We start from the raw sequence: 19,046 nt of genomic DNA on the forward strand, positions 1-19,046 counted from the left end.
TGCGAGCATGCGACGCGCCGGTCTCGCTCGGATGCTGCTGCGCGGCGCCCTGCGGCGGTGCCCGTGGTGCGGAGGGCGGGGAGCCTTCTTCACCTCCTGGTTCGGCAAGGCCGAGGCATGCCGGACGTGCGGTCTGCGGTGGCGGCGCGGCGACGTGGGCTTCGAGCTCGGGGCGGCGGCGATGGCGGCGATGATCGTGCTCGGCCCGCTGATCCTGGCGCTCGCGGTCGCGCTCGCGATCACCTGGCCCGAGGTCCCGGTCACCGGGTTGATGATCGGGTTCCTCACCGCGGGACTGGTGCTGCCCGTCGTGCTGTACCCGATGTCGTACTCGATGTGGCAGGCGGTCGACCTGATGATGCGCCCGGTCGAGCCGGACGACTTCGCGCTCGACCACCTCGACGCCGCCGACGGCGATGACGGCGATGACGGCGACGACGGCCGGGTCGAGGGAGGCGCCGGGGACGACTGATCGGCGACGAGCGATCCGGTCCGCGGGCGTCGAGGGACGGCCCACGGCGTTCGTCCGGGCGGTGCTTGCCCGAACGGTTGTTCGTCGGGTACGATCGAATCACGACGTTGGGATTCTCGCCCGGGAAATCGAACCGCGATCTCGATCCGTGAGCTCGGAACGGGGCTCGGAGCGGGGCCCCGATCGAGGCGTCGGACGTCGTCGCCGATCAGCTCACAGCGCACCGACACCACCGATCGGTCGCACCCCGCCGACTCCGAGGTACCCCCTCGTCAAGATGGTGACCGACTCCCCTCCCTCGCAGGAACGAACCGAAAGAGAGCAACGACATGGCCAAGGACGACCGGGCGAAGGCCCTCGACATCGCGCTCCAGCAGATCGACAAGCAGTTCGGCACGGGTGCCATCATGAAGATGGGCGAGCGCACCAACATGAAGATCCAGGTGATCCCGACCGGGGCGCTGGCGCTCGATCTCGCCCTCGGCGTCGGGGGGCTCCCGCGGGGCCGGGTGACCGAGATCTACGGCCCCGAGTCCTCGGGCAAGTCCACGCTGGCGATGCACGTCGTCGCGGAGGCCCAGCGCAACGGCGGGGTGTGCGCCTACATCGACGCCGAGCACGCGATGGACCCGGCCTACGCCGCGGCCATCGGGGTCGACGTCGACCAGCTCCTCATCTCCCAGCCCGACACCGGTGAGCAGGCGCTCGAGATCTGCGACATGCTCACCCGCTCGGGTGCGATCGACGTCGTCGTGGTCGACTCGGTGGCGGCGCTGACGCCACGGGCCGAGATCGAGGGCGAGATGGGCGACACCCACGTCGGCCTCCAGGCGCGGCTGATGAGCCAGGCGTTGCGCAAGCTCACCGGCAACCTCTCCAAGACCGACACGATCTGCATCTTCATCAACCAGCTGCGCGAGAAGATCGGCGTCATGTTCGGTTCGCCCGAGACGACCCCCGGTGGTCGTGCGCTCAAGTTCTACTCCTCGGTGCGCCTCGACATCCGTCGCATCGAGTCCCTGAAGGACGGCACCGACGTGGTCGGCAACCGCACCCGCGTCAAGGTCGTGAAGAACAAGGTCAGCCCGCCGTTCCGCCAGGCCGAGTTCGACATCATGTACGGCAAGGGGATCAGCCGCGAGGGGTCGCTGATCGACCTGTCGGTCGACCTCGCGATCGTGAAGAAGTCGGGAGCCTGGTTCACCTACGAGGGGGAGCAGCTCGGCCAGGGTCGCGAGAAGGCCAAGGAGTACCTGCGGACCAACCCCGAGATCATGATGGAGATCAGCGACAAGGTGCTGATCGCCTCGGGCCTCAAGGAGGATCCCAACGCCGTGGTCGAGGTCGTCGACGAGAACGCCGACGGCGCCGAGGGCTTCACCGAGGCCGACGAGGAGCCGATCGTCCTCGATTGACCTCCAGGGCCGTGCTCTGGTCACGATGCCCTGCGCCCCGCACCGATCGGCGACCAGGCCCGTCGCCGGCGACGGATCCGTCGCGGGAAGGGGCGCGAGGCGCGTCGGCGTCGGGAGATGGTGCGGTGCGGGGTCAGGCGCCGGTGCCGGCGCCGTAGCCGCCGGGCTTGAACACCATCAGGTAGAGCGACACCACGAGGATCAGGTGCGTGATGCCGATCCCGGCGGCGAGCATCTTGCGCGCCTGATCGCCCGTGTCGGCGGTGGCCGGGCGGACCATGAACCAGCTCACCGCGACCGCGACGATCCACAGCAGGATCGTGATCGTCACGAACCAGGTGCCGCCGAGCGAGATCTTCTGCGTCCCGGCCATCCCCATCCCCGCGATCCACAGCACCACGAGGGCGGGGAGGACCAGCTTGGTGTGCAGCGCCGCCATGGCCTGGGTCTCGCCCGCCCGGTGCATCTGCGGGTAGAGGAAGAGCGGCCCGAACGCGGCGATCGCGCTCAGGATGTGGACGAAGTACAGGATCCGGGTGACGGTGTCGTTGGGTTCCAGGATGGCGAGCACGGTCGGCACCATACCGGCGCCGCGCCACCCGGTCCCGCCGCCGTGGCGGGGATAGCCTCGCGCCCATGTCCGACCCCCGTCGCTACGTCGTGCGCACCTACGGGTGCCAGATGAACGAGCACGACTCGGAGCGGATCGCCGGGCTGCTCGAGTCCGACGGCCTCGTCGCGGCGGGCTCGGAGGCCGACGCCGACGTCGTCGTGCTGAACACGTGCTGCATCCGCGAGAACGCGGACAACAAGCTCTACGGCAACCTCGGCCACCTCAAGACGTGGAAGTCGCAGCGCGACGGGCGACAGATCGTCGTGTCCGGCTGCCTCGCCCAGAAGGATCGCGACGAGGTGGCACGCCGTGCCGGCCACGTCGACGTCGTGATGGGCACCCACAACGTCCACCGGGCCGCCGAGCTGCTGGCCGAGGCGGCGGGGGCGGGTGCGCCGATCACCGAGATCCTCGACGCCGCCGTCGTCGAGGACCAGGCGATGTTCCCCTCCGCGCTCCCCGTGCGGCGCGAGACGTCCTACGCGAGCTGGGTGACCATCCAGATCGGCTGCGACAACCGCTGCGCCTTCTGCATCGTGCCGGCCGTGCGCGGCGAGGAGATCAGCCGCCCGTTCGACGACGTGGTCGACGAGGTCCGCCGCCTCGCCGCCGACGGGGTGAGCGAGGTCACCCTCCTCGGCCAGAACGTCAACAGCTACGGGCGCGACCTCCAGATCGCCGCGCGGCGCGCCGGCGACACCTCGGCGCGGCCGCGCCCGTTGTTCGCCGACCTGCTGAGCGCGGTCGGCGACGTCGAGGGCATCCGGCGGGTGCGGTTCACGAGCCCCCACCCCAAGGACATGCGCCCGGAGACCTTCTCGGCGATGGCGGAGACGGAGGCGGTGTGCGAGCACCTCCACTACCCGTTGCAGTCGGGGAGCGACCGGGTGCTCGCCCTCATGCACCGCGGCTACACCGCCGAGCGGTACCTCGAGCGCCTCGCGCAGGCCCGCTCCACGATCCCCGACCTGGCGGTGTCGACCGACATCATCGTCGGGTTCCCGGGGGAGACCGACGACGACTTCGAGCGCACCCTCGAGGTCTCGGCCGCCGCCGAGTACGACTACGCGTACACCTTCGTGTTCTCCCCGCGTGACGGAACCGAGGCGGCGGCGATGGAGGCCGACTTCGTCGACCCCCGCGTGGTCGCCGATCGCTTCGAGCGGCTGCGCACCGTCGTCGAGCGCTCCGCCCTGCTCCGCCACCAGGCCCGGGTCGGGCGGGTGGAGGAGGTCCTGGTCGAGGGTCCGTCGAAGAAGGACCCGTCGATCACCTCGGGTCGCACCCGCCAGAACAAGCTGGTCCACTTCGACGCCCCCGTCCCGCTGCGCGCCGGGAGCTACGCGATGGTCGAGGTGACCCGAGCCGCACCCCACCACCTGCTCGGTGAGTTCGTCGAGCGGTCGGTCGATGCGCGCCACACGGTCCGCATCCCGGTGGCGGCGCTCTGAGGCGGGACGACGACGTGGGCGAGGAGCAGCACGACGACCGCCTGGCCGAGTTCCGGTCGAGCATCGACAACATCGACGCGGCCCTCGTCCACCTCCTCGCGGAGCGGTTCAAGATCACCAAAGCCGTCGGTCGCTACAAGAAGCAGGCCGATCTGGCGGCGGCCGATCCCGGTCGTGAGGAGGTGCAGATCGCTCGACTGCGGGCACTGGCCGAGGAGTCGGGGCTCGACCCGGTGTTCACCGAGAAGTTCCTGCGCTTCGTGGTCGCCGAGGTCATCCACCACCACCAGCGGATCGCGGAGGGCGAGCATCTCTGAGCGCGTCGTCGACGGTCGTCGCCGGCTCGTGCGCGTGGCGATCGTCGGGCCGACGGCATCGGGCAAGTCGGCGGTCGCGCTCGAGGTCGCCCGCCGCCTCCCCGGGGTCGAGCTCGTGTCGGTCGACAGCATGCAGGTGTACCGGGGGATGGACATCGGCACCGCCAAGGCGACGGCCGCCGAGCGTGCCGAGATCCCCCACCACCTGCTCGATCTGGTGGACGCGAGCGACGAGTTCACGGTCCGCGACTTCCAGGATGCCCACGCGCGGGCGGTCGACGAGATCGGTGCCCGGGGTGGTGCGGCCCTGCTGGTGGGCGGCACCGGGCTCTACCACCGAGCCGTGATCGACGACCTGGACCTCCCCGGGGAGTTCCCGACCGTGCGCGCCGAGCTCGACGCCGACCCCGACACCCGGGCGCTCCACGACCGACTCCGCACGCTCGACCCGCTCGCCGCCTCGCGGATGGAACCCGACAACCGTCGGCGCGTCGTGCGCGCGCTCGAGGTCTGCCTCGGCTCCGGTCGGCCGTTCTCGAGCCACGGACCGGGTCTCGACGCCTACCCGCCGTCGGCCGTCGCGCAGATCGGGATCCGTCGGCCTCGCCCCGTCGTGGCCGAGTCGGTCGAGCGGCGGGTGCGACGGATGCTCGAGACCGGTCTCGTGGACGAGGTCCGCACGCTCGCCGAGGCCGGTCTCTCCCGCTCGGCCTCGCAGGCGCTCGGCTACAAGGAGGTCGTCGACCACCTCGAGGGCCGTGCCTCCCTCGACGAGTCGGTCCACACGATCATCGCCCGGACGCGGCGCTTCGCCGTGCGCCAGGAGCGATGGTTCCGACGTGATCCCCGCGTACGCTGGATCGATGTCGAGTCCGATCCGGTGTCCGAGGTGGTCCCGTCCGTGATCCAGGCGTTCGACCGCACGACCACATGACTCTCCGGCTCACGAAGCACCACGGCCTCGGCAACGACTTCCTGGTCGTGTTCCTGGCCGACCTCGACGTCGGCGACGGCTCGGACGCGGCCGAACCCGTGGCCGAGGACGACGTCGCCCGCCTGGCGCTGGAGCTGTGCGACCGGCGCACCGGCATCGGGGCCGACGGACTGCTCGTCGCCGGCTCCGCCGACGGCTACGCCGCGACGATGACGCTGTTCAACGCCGACGGGTCGCGCGCCGAGATGAGCGGGAACGGGATCCGCTGCTTCGCCCAGGCGGTCGCCGCGCGCCGGGGCGATCTGGGGCCCCAGCTGATCGCCACCGACGCCGGCGACCGGGTGGTCACCCTCGCGAGCACCGACGATCCGCGTGTGATCACCGCGCAGGTCGAGATGGGCGAGGTGGGGGACCTCGACGAGCCCGACGGGTGGTCGGCGCTCGAGGCCCACCCCGACCGACCGGTCGCCCACCTCTCCCTCGGCAACCCCCACTCCGTCGTCGGCGTCGACGACGTCCGCTCGGTGGACCTCGACACCCTCGGCGCGAAGGTGCCCCACGTGAACCTCGAGATCGTCGAGCCGGGGCCCGAGCCGAACGCGATCACGATGCGCGTCCACGAGCGCGGCGCCGGCGTCACCGCCGCCTGCGGCACCGGCGCGTGCGCCGCCGCCCACGCCGCGCGCAGGTGGGGGCTCGTGCCCGCCGCCGAGCCCGAGGTGGTCGTGCACATGGACGGCGGCCACGCGATCGTCTCCTTCGACCCCGACGACACCCGTCGCGCCGTGCTCACCGGCCCGGCCACGATGGTCGCCACGATCGAGGTCGACCGGACGTGAGCTCTCCGAGCAGCCCCTACGACGAGGCGCTCGCCTCGACCCTGATCGACCGCTCGATCCGCGAGCGCATCGTGCTCGTCGCGGTCGCCCTCCCCGGAGACGACGACGAGCAGGTCGACGCCAGCCTCGACGAGCTGGCGCTGCTGGTCGACACCGCCGGCGCCGACGAGGTGGCGCGCATGGTCCAGCGTCGCGACGCCCCCGATCACACCTGGTACGTCGGCAAGGGCAAGGCCGACGAGCTCAAGGCGCTGTGCCTGGCCGTCGACGCCGACACGGTGGTGTTCGACAACGAGCTGGCTCCGGCGCAGCAGTTCAACCTCGAGAAGCTGCTCGGACGCACCGCGATCGACCGCACCGCGGTCATCCTCGACATCTTCGGCCAGAACGCGCACACGATGGAGGGCAAGGCCCAGGTCGAGCTCGCTCTGCTCCGCTACCGCCTCCCCCGCCTGCGGCGCGGCGCGTCGGCCAAGCTCAGCCAGCAGCGCGGCGGCGTCGGCGGCCGGTTCGGATCGGGTGAGACGAAGATCGAGACCGACCGCCGTCGGATCATGCGCCGCATCACCAAGCTCGAGCGGGAGCTGGCCTCGCTGGCCGAGACCCGGGCGCTGCAGCGCCAGGGTCGGCGCCGCAGCGGCCTCGCCTCGGTCGCGATCGTCGGCTACACCAACGCCGGCAAGTCGACCCTGTTGAACCGGTTGACCGACTCGGGGGTCCTCACCGAGAACCGCCTGTTCGCCACCCTCGATCCCACGACGCGCCGCCTGGCCCTCCCCGGAGGTGAGCCGGTCCTGCTGACGGACACCGTCGGGTTCATCAGCCGCCTGCCGCACGGCCTGGTCGAATCGTTCCAGGGGACGCTCGAGGTGGCGGCGCTCGCCGACTACCTCGTCCACGTCGTCGACGCGAGCGCGCCGGACCCCGCCGGCCAGATCGCTGCGGTGCGTGAGGTGCTCGACGAGATCGACGCCTCCGACGTCCCCGAGCTGCTCGTGTTCAACAAGGCCGATCTCGCGCCCGGGCCCGCCGAGGAGCTCGCGGCCGACCACCCCGGATCCGTCGCGCTCAGCGCCGTCTCCGGCGAGGGGGTCGAGGACTTCCTGCGCACCCTCGGCGATCGGCTCCGCTCGTTGAGCACGGTCTACGAGCTGGTCGTGCCCTACGAGCGCGGCGACGTCCTCGCAGCGGTCCACCGCGAGGGTGAGGTCGTCTCCGTCGGTGACGGCGAGACGAGCTGGACGATCCGTGCCCGCCTCTCCGACGCCTCCGCCGGCCGACTCGCGGAGTTCGTCGTCGAGGCCGACGGCCGACCGATGGAGCGTGACGAATCCGGCTCCCTCGTGGAGGTGCGTCCGTGAGCGCGCCGACCGGGTTCGTTCCCCCCCCGTACCCGTACGACCGGCTCTCGGAGCTCACCGAGACGATCCGCTCCCTCCACGGCGAGGTCGTGGACCTCTCGGTGGGGACGCCCTTCGACGAGCCGCCCCCCGAGGTGGTCGCCGAGCTCGCACGGGGCGGTTCGGCCCGCGCCTACCCGCCGAGCGTGGGTTCGGTCGCGTACCTCGACGCGGTCCGGCGGTGGATCGAGCGACGGTTCGGCGTCGACGCCTCGGACGTGGCGATCGGAGCGACGATCGGTTCGAAGGAGTTCGTCGCCTCGGCGCCCGGGCACCTCCACCTGCGCCGACCCGATCGCGACACCGTGCTCTACCCGGCGGTGTCGTACCCGACCTACGCGATGGGGGCGACGCTGGCGGGCCTGCGCTGCGTCGCGGTCCCCACGCTCGGCGGCGGGCGGCTCGATCTCGACTCGGTCGCGAGCTCGGACGTCGATCGTGCCCTGCTGCTGTGGGTCAACAGCCCCGCCAACCCCACCGGGCTGCTCGACGACCTCGGTGCCGCGGCGCGGTGGGGGAGGAGTCGGGAGATCCCGGTCCTGTCGGACGAGTGCTACGCCGAGTTCACCTGGTCGGGTCCGCCGCGCACGATCCTCGAGCACGGGACCGAGGGGGTGATCGCCGTCCACTCGCTGTCGAAGCGATCGAACCTCGCCGGGGCGCGGGTCGGGTCCTACGCCGGTGACCGCGAGCTCGTCGAGTACCTGCGCGAGGTGCGCAAGCACGCCGGGATGATGGTGCCCGGCCCGGTCCAGGCGGCCGCCGTGCTCGCCCTCGACGACGACGCGCACGTCGACGCGCAGCGCGCTCGCTACCTCTCGCGCCTCGGATCGCTCGCCGATGCGCTGGGTTCGTGGTCCGGGCGAGCGGTCGAGCTGCCCGACGGCGCGTTCTACCTCTGGGTGCCCACCGACGACGGGTGGTCGTACGCCGCCGATCTCGCTCGTGACGGCGGAGCGCTCGTCAGCCCGGGCGAGTTCTACGGACCCGCCGGGTCCGGTCACGTGCGCGTCGCGGCCGTGCAGCCGTCCGAGGCGGTCGAGCGCGTCGCTCGCCGACTGCGGGGTCGTCGACGCGACATCCGGGCGGGAGCGGGAGCGGGGTCGGCGTGACCGATCTCGACACCGGGCCCGAGCGGGCGACGCGCACCGCCGGCGGGCGCGTGCGCTCCGCGCTGGGTCTCGCCGTGCTCGTCGTGGGGCTGATCACGGCGGTCGTGCTGTGGATCGTCGCTGCCCAACGGTTCGACGACGTGGTCTCGGGGTTGGCGCGAGCCCCCGTCGGGTGCGACACCTCGCTCGAGTTCGAGCGCACCGGGGAGTACACTATCTTCGTCGAGACCTCCGGGCGCATCGAGCGCGTCGCCGGCGACTGCGAGATCGACGGGGCGTTCGAGCTCGACGACGACGAGCTGCCCGAGGTCCGCATCGACCTGCGCGCCCCGGAAGGGGCCGACCTCACCGACGACCTCGTCGGTGACGTGTCGGCGTCCTACGACGCCGACGTCGACGGGATCGACTACGTGGGGACCGCGCTCTTCGTCGTGGACGTCGACGAGGTCGGGGAGCACCGGATGCGAGTCGAGTCGGACGTCGAGGCGAGGTTCGCGGTGTCGGTGGGCCAGGACCCCTCCGACGAGACCGCAGCGCTGCGCGTCGGCGCGGTGGCGCTCGGGCTGGCCTCGCTGATGGCGGGGCTCGCGCTCCTGCTGGCCGGTCGGCGGAGCCCGGGATCGACCGGCCGCACGGTTCGACCCGCAGCGCCGTCCGGCGTCGCGCCCCGACGACCTCGGATGCCCGACGGGCCGCCGATGACCGCACCGCCGAGCGCACCGGCGGGCCCATCGCCGGCTCCGCCGTCGCGACCCGGTCCACCGCCGCCGAGCGGGCCGCCGACGAGGCCGCCGATGGGGCCACCGCCTGGGCCGGCGTCGTGGCCGGGCCCGTCGTCGCCCGATCCGGGACGCTCGACGAGACCTCCCTCGGCCCCGCCTCCACCATCCGGGGCCCCGTCGCCTCCTCCTCCGCCGCGACCCGGGACCGCTGCGACACCACCGCCTCCGGCGGTCCCGCCACCACCGCCGCGCTCGCCGGGTTCTGCGCCGCCGTCCCGGCTCCCCGACGCCCCGGAACGATCGGCGCACGGGCAGCCGATCCCCGGGGAGGTCGCCTGGTACCCGCCGGTCGCGCCCGACTCGGACGACGAACGGCGCCGAGACGACGTTCAGTAGCGCCGCATCACGGTGACGACCTTGCCGTAGAGCTCCACCTCGTCGGCGCGGAACACCATCGGCTCCAGGTCGGGGTTGGCCGGCACCAGGGTGACCTGCGCTCCGGAGCGCTCGTAGGTCTTCACCGTCGCCTCGCCGCCCGGGATGCCCGCCACGACGATGTCGCCGTTGTTCGGGTGGTCGACCTGGGTGGCGACGACGAAGTCGCCGTCGAGGATCCCGAGATCGATCATCGAGTCGCCGCGCACCCGCAGCATGAACAGCTCGCCGTCACCGGTGAAGTCGACCGGCACCGGGAGCAGCTCCTCGACGTTCTCCTCGGCGAGCACGTCGGTGCCGGCGGCGACGTCGCCGACCAGGGGGACGAAGCGCGCCGGGCGCCGATCCATCACCGCGCCGCTGTTCGGGTCGAAGCGGACCTCGATCGCCCGCGGCTTGTCGGGGTCCCGCCGCAGGTAGCCGAGCCGCTGCAGCGTGTTCAGGTGGCTGTGCACCGTCGACGGCGACGTGAGACCGACGGCGTCACCGATCTCGCGGACCGACGGCGGGAACCCGCGATCGCGCATCTGCGACTCGATGAAGTCGAGGATCGACCGTTGCCGCGTGCTGATCTTGGGTGCCATCTCGAACATGGTACGGGACGGCGGGGACGGGGTCAAACACCTGTACTGCGAACACGCGATCGAGGAATGCCCGGCCCGAGGCTTGACGTGCTGTTCGATCGATGCTTGGATGTCGAACACACGTTGGGTTCGAGCGATCGAGCCGAACACCCGCCGGGAGGCCCGACACGATGCACGCACCCACCGTCACCACCACCGCACCCACCGCTCAGCTCGCGTGGACCACGAGCTCGCCGGGCGCGGCGCCGATCGCCGGAGGTGGGCCTGCCAGCCGCTACCGGCGCGTCGAGCGCCGCGCCCCGCGCCCGTGCCGGCGGGATCGCACGTCGTCCACGTACCTCGTGCGGCGGGCCGTGGTCGGTGCGCTCGCGGTCGTGGTGACGGCAGCGCTGGCCGTCGTCGCGATGTCGGCGGTGAGCGTGGTGGCGAGCTCCGGTGGTCGAGCTGCCTCGGCCGCCGGAGCCCGGGCCGACGGAGCCCCCACCGAGACCCACGTCGCCCGGGCCGGCGACTCGCTGTGGTCGATCGCCGAGGCTCACCGCGGCGACATCGAGCACGGCCGCTACCTCGACGCGCTGATCGGGCTCAACTCCTCGACCGTCGTCCACGTGGGTCAGTCCGTCCTCCTGCCCTGAGCCGTCGTGAGGAGGGCGTGAGGAGGCGGGCGACGCCGCCGACGCGTGCCCTCGGTGCACGCGTGCGCTCGGTACCATGGCCGGGTGCGCTGTCCCGCCTGCAACGCCGTCGACAGTCGCGTCGTCGACTCGCGCATCGCCGAGGAGGGGACCGCGACTCGCCGTCGGCGCCGGTGCTCGTCCTGCGACCACCGGTTCACGACCTACGAGCGCGTGGACCACGCCCCGCTGACGGTGCTCAAGTCCACCGGGACCACCGAGGCGTTCGACCGGTCGAAGGTGGTGTCCGGGCTCTCGGCCGCGACCAAGGGTCGCGGCGTCGACGCTGACGATCTCGAAGCCATGGCGACGCGCGTCGAGGACTCGCTGAGGATGGCCGGCGACGAGGTCTCCTCCGCCGCGATCGGGCTCGCGGTGCTCGACGAGCTGCGCGTCGTCGACGACGTGAGCTACCTGCGCTTCGCCAGCGTGTACAAGCACTTCGACGCCGCCGCCGACTTCCACCGCGAGCTCGAGCTCATGGAGAAGATGGCTCCCGCCGGCGGCGCCAGCGGCTGAACACGAACGAGTCGTCGTCGAGGGCGAGCTGGACGAGGTCGAGGCGTCTGTCCAGGTCGGACGCGCCCGTCACGAGCCGCGGGCCGCCCCCGCCGACCACCGCGGGCGAGGTGGAGACGTTCCACTCGTCGACGAGGTCGGCGTCCGACATCGCCCCGTTCAGCGACGGACCGCCCTCGAGCTGGACGAGGTCGACGGTGGCGCAGACCTCGTCGAGGCGCCCCGCCGCGAGCAGGAGGTCGACCTCGTCGCGACCGCACCGCAGCACGTCGACCCCGCGCTCGTCGAAGGTCGCGGTCTCGGTGGTGATCACGAACCCGGCCCCGGAGGTGAACAGCTCGTCGGAGGTGTCGACCGAGCCCCGCCCCGTCACGACACCGATGCGCTGACCCTCCTTGCTCGGTGGCCCGTACCCCTCGCCCGATGCCGTCCCCGAGCCGACCAGGACGACGTCCGCGATCGAGCGGAGCTGGAGCAGGACGGCCGAATCGGTGTCGCTCGAGAGCGCCCCCGACGTGCCGTCGACGACGGTGGAACCGTCCAGCGACTGGACCATCGTCGCCCAGATCCAGGGGCGCTCCCCGCCCACGTCGGCGCGGGTCCCGAGCGCCGACGCGTAGGCGTCCGCGACCGTGGTCGTGTCGGAGGGCGTGGGGAGCAGACGTCGCACGGGCGCGATCGTGGCAGATCGGTCGACCCGGGGCCACGGTCCGACGAGGTCGTGCGATCGTGCCTCCTCGTCCACCCCGCGCCGAGGCGCACCTCGATCGAACGGGGACCCGCCTGAGCAGCGTCGACGCGGAGATGTCCACAGTCGGCACCCCTGCTGACCCGAGATCATCCACCGTTCGTCCACCGGATCGTCGGAGTTGTCCCCCTTCCTCCACACAGGCGGGTGCCTCTACCGTCGGGCTCGGCCGATCGCAGCGGGGCTCACGGAATGCGTCCACGAGGCGCTTGGGGCACCTTCGTGCCCTGAACCTGTGGGGTGGCGCTGCGGTCGGCCCTCGTGCGCCGCCGTGTACCGTCGTCCACGTGCCGGACGAGGACCGACGTGACGTGGGCGTCGACGAGCTCACCGCAGAGGCGCTCGCGGCCGACCCCGACGCAGAGGTCGCACCGGACGCCGTGCCGTTCACGTTCGACGGCCACGGGGAGGGGCTGCTCCCCGACTGGTACATGCCGGGCCGTGCCGCCTCCGCGGGTGGCCACGCTCCGCGACGTCGACTGGCGGTGGCCGGGATCGTCGCCGCTCTCGTGGTCGTGAGCGGCGCCGGGCTCTGCGTCACCTACGGCACCCCCGAGGTCGGGGACCGGATCCTCTCGCCCTGAGCGCGACCGGTCGGAGCGCTCCGTCGGTCCGAGCGGCACGACCGAACAGGTGTCCGGGTCCGACGGCGGTTCGATATGGTCGCACCGATGGCGATCTCGTGTGCGTACTGCGGCGGTGAGCACGAGCGCCCCACCGAGGTGCGCGACTGCTGGTCCCGCACCGGCGAGCCCGACATCGAGGTCGCCCCGGTGCCCGGCGACGAGGGCGACGTCTCGCTCGACTCGCCTCACCCGCCCGCGGAGTCGCGCCCTCCGGCGGGCCGCCCGACGGGGCGATCCTCGCCACGGCCCCGACGACCGACGTCCACCGCCGCAGCCGACGTGGTGCGTGGCGCTGCTCGCGCCCGACCGGGGCCGGACGTGCTCGGTCGGCACTGCGTGGTCGGCCCGGGCGACGCGGTCCCCGACCCGTGGAGCGGCTCGCCGAGACTCGTGGTCGACGCCGAGGCGGTGGCGGCGCCGTCCGATCTGCTGCGGATCCTGCGCTCGGCCGCCGCCGAGGCACGACGTCTGACGATCGAGATGCACCTGGACCGCGACGCGTCGCGCGCCCCGGCTCTCGCCACCGACGCGGCGCCGTTCGAGGTCGGCGCGGAGTTCGCCTTCCTCGGGGAGGAGGTCCACCACCTGCTGTGGTCCAACTCGGTCGACCTGCGCGACGGAGGCGCCGCCTGGGACGGTCTCGACCGGGCGGTCGCCTCGGGCCTCGACGCGACCCCCGACGACGTCGACGGTGACGTGGTGCTCCCCGACGGCACCGCGGTCTGGCTCGACGCCGGACCGGTCCGCCACGTCGGGCCCGTCGCGTCCACGCCCGTCGTCCACGTCGTGGGAGTCGAGCACGGGGTCCCCGTCGTGGCGACGACCAACGAGTCCGACGCCGACCTCGCCCCCGACCAGCTCGCGGCGGTCACCCACCCCGGCGCCGCCGCCCGGATCATCGCCCCGGCCGGCTCGGGCAAGACCCGCGTCCTCACCGAGCGCGCCCGCCACCTGCTGGGGAGGTGGAACCTCCCCCCGGGGGCGGTGAGCCTCGTCGCGTTCAACAAGCGGGCCCAGGAGGAGATGCGCGAGCGCACCGCCGACCTGCCGGGACTGCACATCCGCACGATCAACTCGATCGCGCTGGCGATCGTCAACGGCACCGCGCCGTTCGCGCCACGGCCCCGTCGGTGGCGCACGATCGACGAGGTCGAGGTGCGGCGGATCATCGGCGACCTGGTCTCGTTCCCCCGCCGGCGCAACAGCGACCCCGTCGCGCCGTGGATCGAGGCGCTGAGCCTGGTGCGCCTCGGCCTCGTCGCGCCCGGTGACGTCGAGGCGCGCGACGACGGCGACATCGAGGGCTTCGAGCGGTTCTGGCCGTCGTACCGCGACGCGCTCGAACGGCGCGGCGCGGTCGACTTCGACGACCAGGTGCACCGGGCGCTGGTGATCCTGCTGTCCGAGCCCGACGCCCGACGCGCCGCGCAGCGCGCGTGCCGGGTCATGCTCGTCGACGAGTTCCAGGACCTGACCCCGGCCCACCTCCTGCTGATCCGGCTGCTCTCGGCGCCGGGCGGGGCGGTGTTCGGCGTGGGTGACGACGACCAGACCATCTACGGCTACAACGGCGCCGACCCGGGGTGGCTGATCGACTTCGCCTCGCTCTTCCCGGGCGCCGGAGCGCACCCCCTCGAGGTGAACTACCGGTGCCCCGGTGGGGTCGTCGAGGTGGCCGACCGACTGCTCCGCCACAACCGGCGGCGCGTCGACAAGACGATCCGGGCGAGCTCGGACGACGCCGGGGGCTGGACGGTCGCGTCCTCGGCGGACCCGGTCGCCGACGCCGTCGGCGCGGTGCGCGGCGCGCTCTCGGCGGGAGCGGCGCCGTCGCAGGTCGCGGTGCTCGCCCGGGTGAACTCGGTGCTCGCGCCCGTCCAGGTCGCGCTGGTGGGGGAGGGCATCCCGGTGGCCGGTGGGGTCGGGCTCGAGTTCCTGGAGCGCACGGCCGTGCGCAGCGTCCTGGCCTGGCTGCGGCTCGCCTCGACCGACGAGCGCGGCCGGTTCACCCCGGCCGACATCGGCGAGGCGATCCGGCGGCCGTCGCGCTCGTTCCACCCGCGCATCACGTCGTGGATCTCCGAGCAGGCGAACGTCGTCGAGCTGTTCAAGCTGGCGGGGCGGTTGAACAACGATCGCGACGTCGATCGCCTGATGGAGTTCGCCGCCGACATCCAGACGATGCAGAAGGTGGTCCGCGACGGCGCCCCGACCTCCGACGTCGTGCTGACGTTGGTCGACGAGATCGGTCTCGCCGGCTCCGTGGCCGGTCTCGACACGACCCGCCGGGGCATGAACCGCTCGGCGCAGGGCGACGACCTGACGGCCATCACCCACCTCGCGGCGCTCCACGACGACGTGTCGGACTTCGACTCGTGGTTGCGCGGCCGCCTCGCCGCTCCGCGCTCGGGCGACGGGGTCGTGCTCTCCACCGTCCACCGGGTCAAGGGGATGGAGTGGCCCCACGTCGTGGTCCACCACGCGGACGCCGAGCAGTACCCGCACCGGCTCGCCGAGGACGTCGAGGAGGAGCGGCGCCTGTTCCACGTCGCGATCACCCGGGCGTCGCGCGGCGCCACGATCGTGACCGGGCCGACACCGAGCCCGTTCGTCGACGAGTTGACGAACGAGCCCTCCGAGACCTCGACGGTCACGTCGCACCGCCCCGAGCCCGCCGCCCGACCCGCCCGATCGACGAGCCGGTCCGACCCGACGGACGACCTCGACGACGACGCGGCGCAGCGCTTCGAACGGCTCAAGACGCTGCGGACCGAGCTGGCGCAGGGCAAGCCCGCGTACATCGTGTTCGACAACAAGACCCTCGCGGCGATCGCGCGCACGGCCCCGACGACCAAGCGCGACCTGTCGAAGATCTCGGGCGTCGGGCCGGCCAAGCTCGACAGGTACGGCGACGCGTTCGTCGAGCTGATCTCCACCCTCGTCTGAGCGGTGTTCGATCGGATCGTCGTCGTCGACTGGAGCGCCAGCTCGACGCCGAGGCGTGGGCGGGACTCGATCTGGATCTGCGAGCACGCCGTCGCCGACGCGTCGGTGCGCAGCGTCAACCCGCCGACCCGGGCGGCCGCCGTCGACGTGCTCGCCGAGCTGGCGGCGGGCTCCGACCGGGTGCTCGTCGGGATCGACATCTCGCTCGGCTACCCGGCCGGGACCGCCGCCGCCCTCGGCCTCGAGGGCACGCCGTGGCGTGCGATGTGGGAGGTGCTGCGCGCCGAGCTGCACGACGGTGACGACAACGCGAACGACCGCTTCGCCGTCGCGTCCGAGCTGAACGGCCGCATCTCGGCGGGGCCGGGCCCGTTCTGGGGGTGCCCCCCGTCGCAGCGGACGCCCACCCTCACGTCGACGAAGGTCCCGAGCGAACCGCTGGCCGAGTGGCGCACGGTCGAGGCGCAGATGCGCGACGACGGGCGGCGCCCCTTCTCGTGCTGGCAGCTCCTCGGCAACGGAGCGGTCGCGAGCCAGTCCCTGGTGGGGATCGTCGCGCTCGCCCGGCTGCGTGACCGACTGGCAGCCGTCGGGCGCGAGGCGCGGCTGTGGCCGCTCGAGACCGGTCTGCGTGCGCCGACGGACCCGGTGGTCGTCGCCGAGGTGTGGCCCTCCCTGCTCCCCCCGGCCATCGAGGTGCCCGGGGGCGCGGTGCGCGTGCGCGACCACGCGCAGGTCGAGACCCAGGCTGCGCACCTCGCGGACGCGGTGCGCACGGGGGAGGTGTCGGCGATGTTCGACCCCGGTGTCTCCGCGGCGCGGGCGGTGGTCGAGGGCGAGGAGGGGTGGGTGCTCGGGGTGCGCGCCGCTGACCGCTGACCCCGCGGGCACGTCCGTTCCGATCGCCACGCGGATGGGGCGCGGGTGGGGAGCGGATCGGGCGCGGATCGGACGAGGATGGGGCGCGGATCGGGCGCAGACGGGTGGAAGGCGGCACGAGGAGCTGGCAGTGTGTGCCGGTGACGCTCGAGCAGCAGGTTCGCCCGTCACCGGTGCCGGAGGCGGTCGAGCGCCCGGGAGGCGACCGGACGCTCACCTACCGCCCCGAGCTCGACGGCCTGCGCGGGCTCGCCGTGCTGGCCGTGCTCGCGTTCCACAGCGGATGGGGCGAGCCCGTCGACGGCGGCTACCTCGGTGTCTCGGTCTTCTTCACCCTGTCCGGCTTCCTCGTCACCCAGGTCCTCCTCGCGCACCACGGTCGCACCGGCCGCCTGGACCTCGCACGCTTCTCGTCGCGCCGCGTGTGGCGGCTGATCCCGGCCGCTGCGCTGACCCTCGCCACGATCGTCGGCCTCGCCGCCGTCGGGATCTTCGACGCCGAGGCGATCCGCGGGTCCGTCCCCTGGGCGGCGGTGCACCTCTTCAACTGGGCCGAGGTCGCGGCGGGCGAGAGCTACGCCGACTTCTTCACCCAGCCGACGCCGGTCGACCACTTCTGGTCGCTGTCGATCGAGGAGCAGTTCTACCTCGGCTTCCCGCTGTCGATCGCGCTCGTGGTCGCGATCCGGGCGCGCTGGACCGGTCGGGTCGCGCTCGCCACGCCGTGGCGGACGACCGCAGCGCTGTGCGCCGCCGCGTTCGCGGCCTCGTGCGTCCACGTCGCCCTCGCGGCGCTCCGTGGCGACGCCGCCGAGGTGTACTACGGCACCGGGGCGCGGGCGGCCGAGATCGCCGCCGGCGGCCTCGTCGGGTCGCTCGTCGCCGGCGGCGCCCTACGGCCCGTGCGGAGCGCGATCGTGGCGGCGCTGGCCGTCGCGATCGCGATCTCGGTGCTCGTGGCCGATCCGGTCGAGTCGAGCTGGCCGTACCGGGGTGGGCTGCCGATCTTCGCGGCGGCGGTGGCGGTCGTGCTCGCCGGTTCGGACCGCCCCGGCCGGATCCGTGCCCTGCTGTCCGTTCGACCGCTGGTCGCGATCGGGACGATCAGCTACGGGCTGTACCTCGTGCACTGGCCGGTGTTCGTCGTCGTCGCGTCGCAGCCGTGGGCCGACGACGCCTGGACGCGCGACCTCGCCGGGTGGGCGGCGTCGTTCGCGATCGCCCTCGTCTCGTTCGCGGTGGTGGAATCGCCCCTGCGCCGTGGGGTCCACTCCGGCGCCACCACGATCGCCGTCGCGCTCGGCGTCCCGGCGGCGCTCGTCGCCGCGTCGCTCGCCCTCCCCGCCGCCGGGCGGGGGACGGAGTCGGTGACCTCGGTCGATCAGATCGACGCCGACCTGCGCGAGCGGGTCGTCCCGATCCCGACCTCGGTCGTGTCGAGCGACGAACCGGGCCGGGCCGGGCCGAGGGGCTCGGGGGCCGAGGACGACACGGCCCCGCCCGTGGCCGCCGGCGCTCCGACTCGGGCCACGGCTCCGCCGGCGGTGCCGCCGCGGGGCGACGCCGCCGGCGGGACACGGGAGGGCTCCGCAGCCGTCGCGCCGGAACGACCCGAGACCCCCGTGGCGCCGGAGGTCCCCCCCGACGCCCCCACGACGATCGCCGCGCCCGGCGACGGGGGAGCGACCGACGTGCTGCTGGTCGGGGACTCGACCGCGGTCGCAGCCGGCGCCGGCCTGCTCGGGTGGGCGGCGGAACCCGACCACGCGATGGACCTGCGCCTCGTGGCGAGCGGCGCGTGCGGACTGGTGCGCGGCGGGACGTTCGGCGACTCGATGCTCGACGCCGCCCTGCAGATGGACTGCCCGGCGCTGCACGACGTCGCCGTGCCCGCCACGCTCGCCGACGACGACGTGGACGTCGTCGTGGTGATGGTCACCCTCGCCGACACCTGGCCGCGCTCGTGGGACGGCGGTGCGACGACGATCGAGCCGACCGACCCGGAGTACACCCGCCGCATCCGTGACGACTACCGCGAGTTCGCCCGGCGGGTCACCGACGGCGGTGCCGACAGGATCGTGTGGGTGCGCCCGCCGGTGGTCCGCCCGAGCGGCGGCGGCGGCGTCGAGCGCAGCTTCACCGACGGGAGCCAGCAGGTCGTCGAGGCCGCCGTGAGCGACCTCGCCGGCGAGTTCGACGTGGCGATCCTCGATCTGCGCGCCGCGGTGGAGGCCGGAGGCATCCCCGACGACGCGCTCGTCCGCCCCGACGGCATCCACCTCTCGGCGGACGCGTCCGCCCTGCTCGCGGAGGCGTACCTCGGCGAGGCGATCCTCGACGCCGCCCGACGCGGTTGAGGC

Annotated in this window: 18 protein-coding genes; 15 read left to right on the forward strand and 3 right to left on the reverse strand. The window is 73.0% G+C overall.

The features are described from left to right. Positions 1–7: 7 nt before the first annotated feature. Positions 8–472, forward strand: coding sequence for a DUF983 domain-containing protein (locus ACOOHC_RS06760; RefSeq protein ID WP_420453239.1), 465 nt, complete (start codon positions 8–10; stop codon positions 470–472). 329 nt (positions 473–801) lie between these two features. Further along, on the forward strand, positions 802–1,887 hold the full coding sequence (gene recA, locus ACOOHC_RS06765; protein WP_420453240.1) for a recombinase RecA: 1,086 nt from the start codon (positions 802–804) through the stop codon (positions 1,885–1,887). A 133-nt stretch (positions 1,888–2,020) separates the two neighbouring features. Here the strand turns inward: recA and ACOOHC_RS06770 are convergent, their stop codons facing one another. Next, a complete protein-coding gene (locus ACOOHC_RS06770; RefSeq protein ID WP_420453241.1) occupies positions 2,021–2,458 on the reverse strand; it encodes a hypothetical protein in 438 nt (145 codons plus the stop codon). A 65-nt stretch (positions 2,459–2,523) separates the two neighbouring features. On the opposite strand from ACOOHC_RS06770, the gene miaB reads away from it, so the two are divergent. The 7 genes from miaB to ACOOHC_RS06805 are packed head-to-tail and all read left to right on the forward strand — an operon-like array spanning position 2,524 to position 9,671. Beyond that, positions 2,524–3,951, forward strand: a complete 1,428-nt coding sequence (miaB, locus tag ACOOHC_RS06775; protein WP_420453242.1) for a tRNA (N6-isopentenyl adenosine(37)-C2)-methylthiotransferase MiaB — start codon at positions 2,524–2,526, stop codon at positions 3,949–3,951. Positions 3,952–3,965: 14 nt separating this feature from the next. Next, a complete protein-coding gene (locus ACOOHC_RS06780; protein ID WP_420453243.1) occupies positions 3,966–4,268 on the forward strand; it encodes a chorismate mutase in 303 nt (100 codons plus the stop codon). Positions 4,269–4,296: 28 nt separating this feature from the next. Beyond that, a complete protein-coding gene (gene miaA, locus ACOOHC_RS06785; protein WP_420453244.1) occupies positions 4,297–5,202 on the forward strand; it encodes a tRNA (adenosine(37)-N6)-dimethylallyltransferase MiaA in 906 nt (301 codons plus the stop codon). Next, entirely contained in the window at positions 5,199–6,041 is an 843-nt protein-coding gene (dapF, locus tag ACOOHC_RS06790) for a diaminopimelate epimerase (RefSeq protein ID WP_420453245.1), read from the forward strand. The genes miaA and dapF overlap by 4 nt, the downstream gene beginning before the upstream one ends. After that, complete coding sequence (gene hflX, locus ACOOHC_RS06795) at positions 6,038–7,402, forward strand: GTPase HflX (protein ID WP_420453246.1); 1,365 nt, start codon at positions 6,038–6,040, stop codon at positions 7,400–7,402. Before dapF ends, hflX begins: the two co-directional genes overlap by 4 nt. Beyond that, positions 7,399–8,553: an aminotransferase class I/II-fold pyridoxal phosphate-dependent enzyme gene (locus tag ACOOHC_RS06800; protein ID WP_420453247.1), complete on the forward strand. Its 1,155-nt coding sequence runs from the start codon at positions 7,399–7,401 to the stop codon at positions 8,551–8,553. The genes hflX and ACOOHC_RS06800 overlap by 4 nt, the downstream gene beginning before the upstream one ends. Beyond that, entirely contained in the window at positions 8,550–9,671 is a 1,122-nt protein-coding gene (locus tag ACOOHC_RS06805) for a hypothetical protein (RefSeq protein ID WP_420453248.1), read from the forward strand. The genes ACOOHC_RS06800 and ACOOHC_RS06805 overlap by 4 nt, the downstream gene beginning before the upstream one ends. Here ACOOHC_RS06805 and lexA read toward each other — a convergent pair. Then, positions 9,665–10,294 carry a transcriptional repressor LexA gene (gene lexA / locus ACOOHC_RS06810; protein ID WP_420453249.1) on the reverse strand — a complete coding sequence of 210 codons (630 nt, stop codon included), beginning with the start codon at positions 10,292–10,294 and terminating at the stop codon, positions 9,665–9,667. The genes ACOOHC_RS06805 and lexA overlap by 7 nt on opposite strands. 170 nt (positions 10,295–10,464) lie before the next feature. Here lexA and ACOOHC_RS06815 point away from each other — a divergent pair, with 170 nt between their 5' ends. Both ACOOHC_RS06815 and nrdR read left to right on the forward strand, forming a co-directional pair. Beyond that, positions 10,465–10,929, forward strand: a complete 465-nt coding sequence (locus tag ACOOHC_RS06815; RefSeq protein WP_420453250.1) for a hypothetical protein — start codon at positions 10,465–10,467, stop codon at positions 10,927–10,929. An 84-nt stretch (positions 10,930–11,013) separates the two neighbouring features. Beyond that, a complete protein-coding gene (gene nrdR, locus ACOOHC_RS06820) occupies positions 11,014–11,487 on the forward strand; it encodes a transcriptional regulator NrdR (protein WP_420453251.1) in 474 nt (157 codons plus the stop codon). Here nrdR and ACOOHC_RS06825 read toward each other — a convergent pair. Then, the gene (locus ACOOHC_RS06825; RefSeq protein ID WP_420453252.1) at positions 11,447–12,157 is read right to left on the reverse strand and encodes a dihydrofolate reductase family protein; all 711 of its coding nucleotides are present in this window, start codon (positions 12,155–12,157) and stop codon (positions 11,447–11,449) included. The two genes, nrdR and ACOOHC_RS06825, sit on opposite strands and share 41 nt — an antisense overlap. Positions 12,158–12,522: 365 nt before the next feature. Between ACOOHC_RS06825 and ACOOHC_RS06830 the strand changes: the two genes are divergently transcribed. The 4 genes from ACOOHC_RS06830 (at position 12,523) to ACOOHC_RS06845 (ending at position 19,043) form a co-directional block, all read left to right on the forward strand. After that, positions 12,523–12,819 (forward strand): hypothetical protein, encoded by a 297-nt coding sequence (locus ACOOHC_RS06830; RefSeq protein WP_420453253.1) that lies wholly within the window; start codon positions 12,523–12,525, stop codon positions 12,817–12,819. Positions 12,820–12,906: 87 nt separating this feature from the next. After that, a complete protein-coding gene (locus tag ACOOHC_RS06835) occupies positions 12,907–15,807 on the forward strand; it encodes a UvrD-helicase domain-containing protein (RefSeq protein WP_420453254.1) in 2,901 nt (966 codons plus the stop codon). A 3-nt stretch (positions 15,808–15,810) separates the two neighbouring features. Then, positions 15,811–16,686 (forward strand): cobalamin biosynthesis protein CbiG, encoded by an 876-nt coding sequence (locus ACOOHC_RS06840; protein ID WP_420453255.1) that lies wholly within the window; start codon positions 15,811–15,813, stop codon positions 16,684–16,686. Between the two features lie 140 nt (positions 16,687–16,826). Continuing rightward, positions 16,827–19,043: an acyltransferase family protein gene (locus ACOOHC_RS06845; RefSeq protein ID WP_420453256.1), complete on the forward strand. Its 2,217-nt coding sequence runs from the start codon at positions 16,827–16,829 to the stop codon at positions 19,041–19,043. The last annotated feature ends 3 nt before the right edge of the window (positions 19,044–19,046 follow it).

This window comes from Ilumatobacter sp., assembly GCF_965215205.1.
Classification (GTDB): Bacteria; Actinomycetota; Acidimicrobiia; order Acidimicrobiales; family Ilumatobacteraceae; genus Ilumatobacter_A.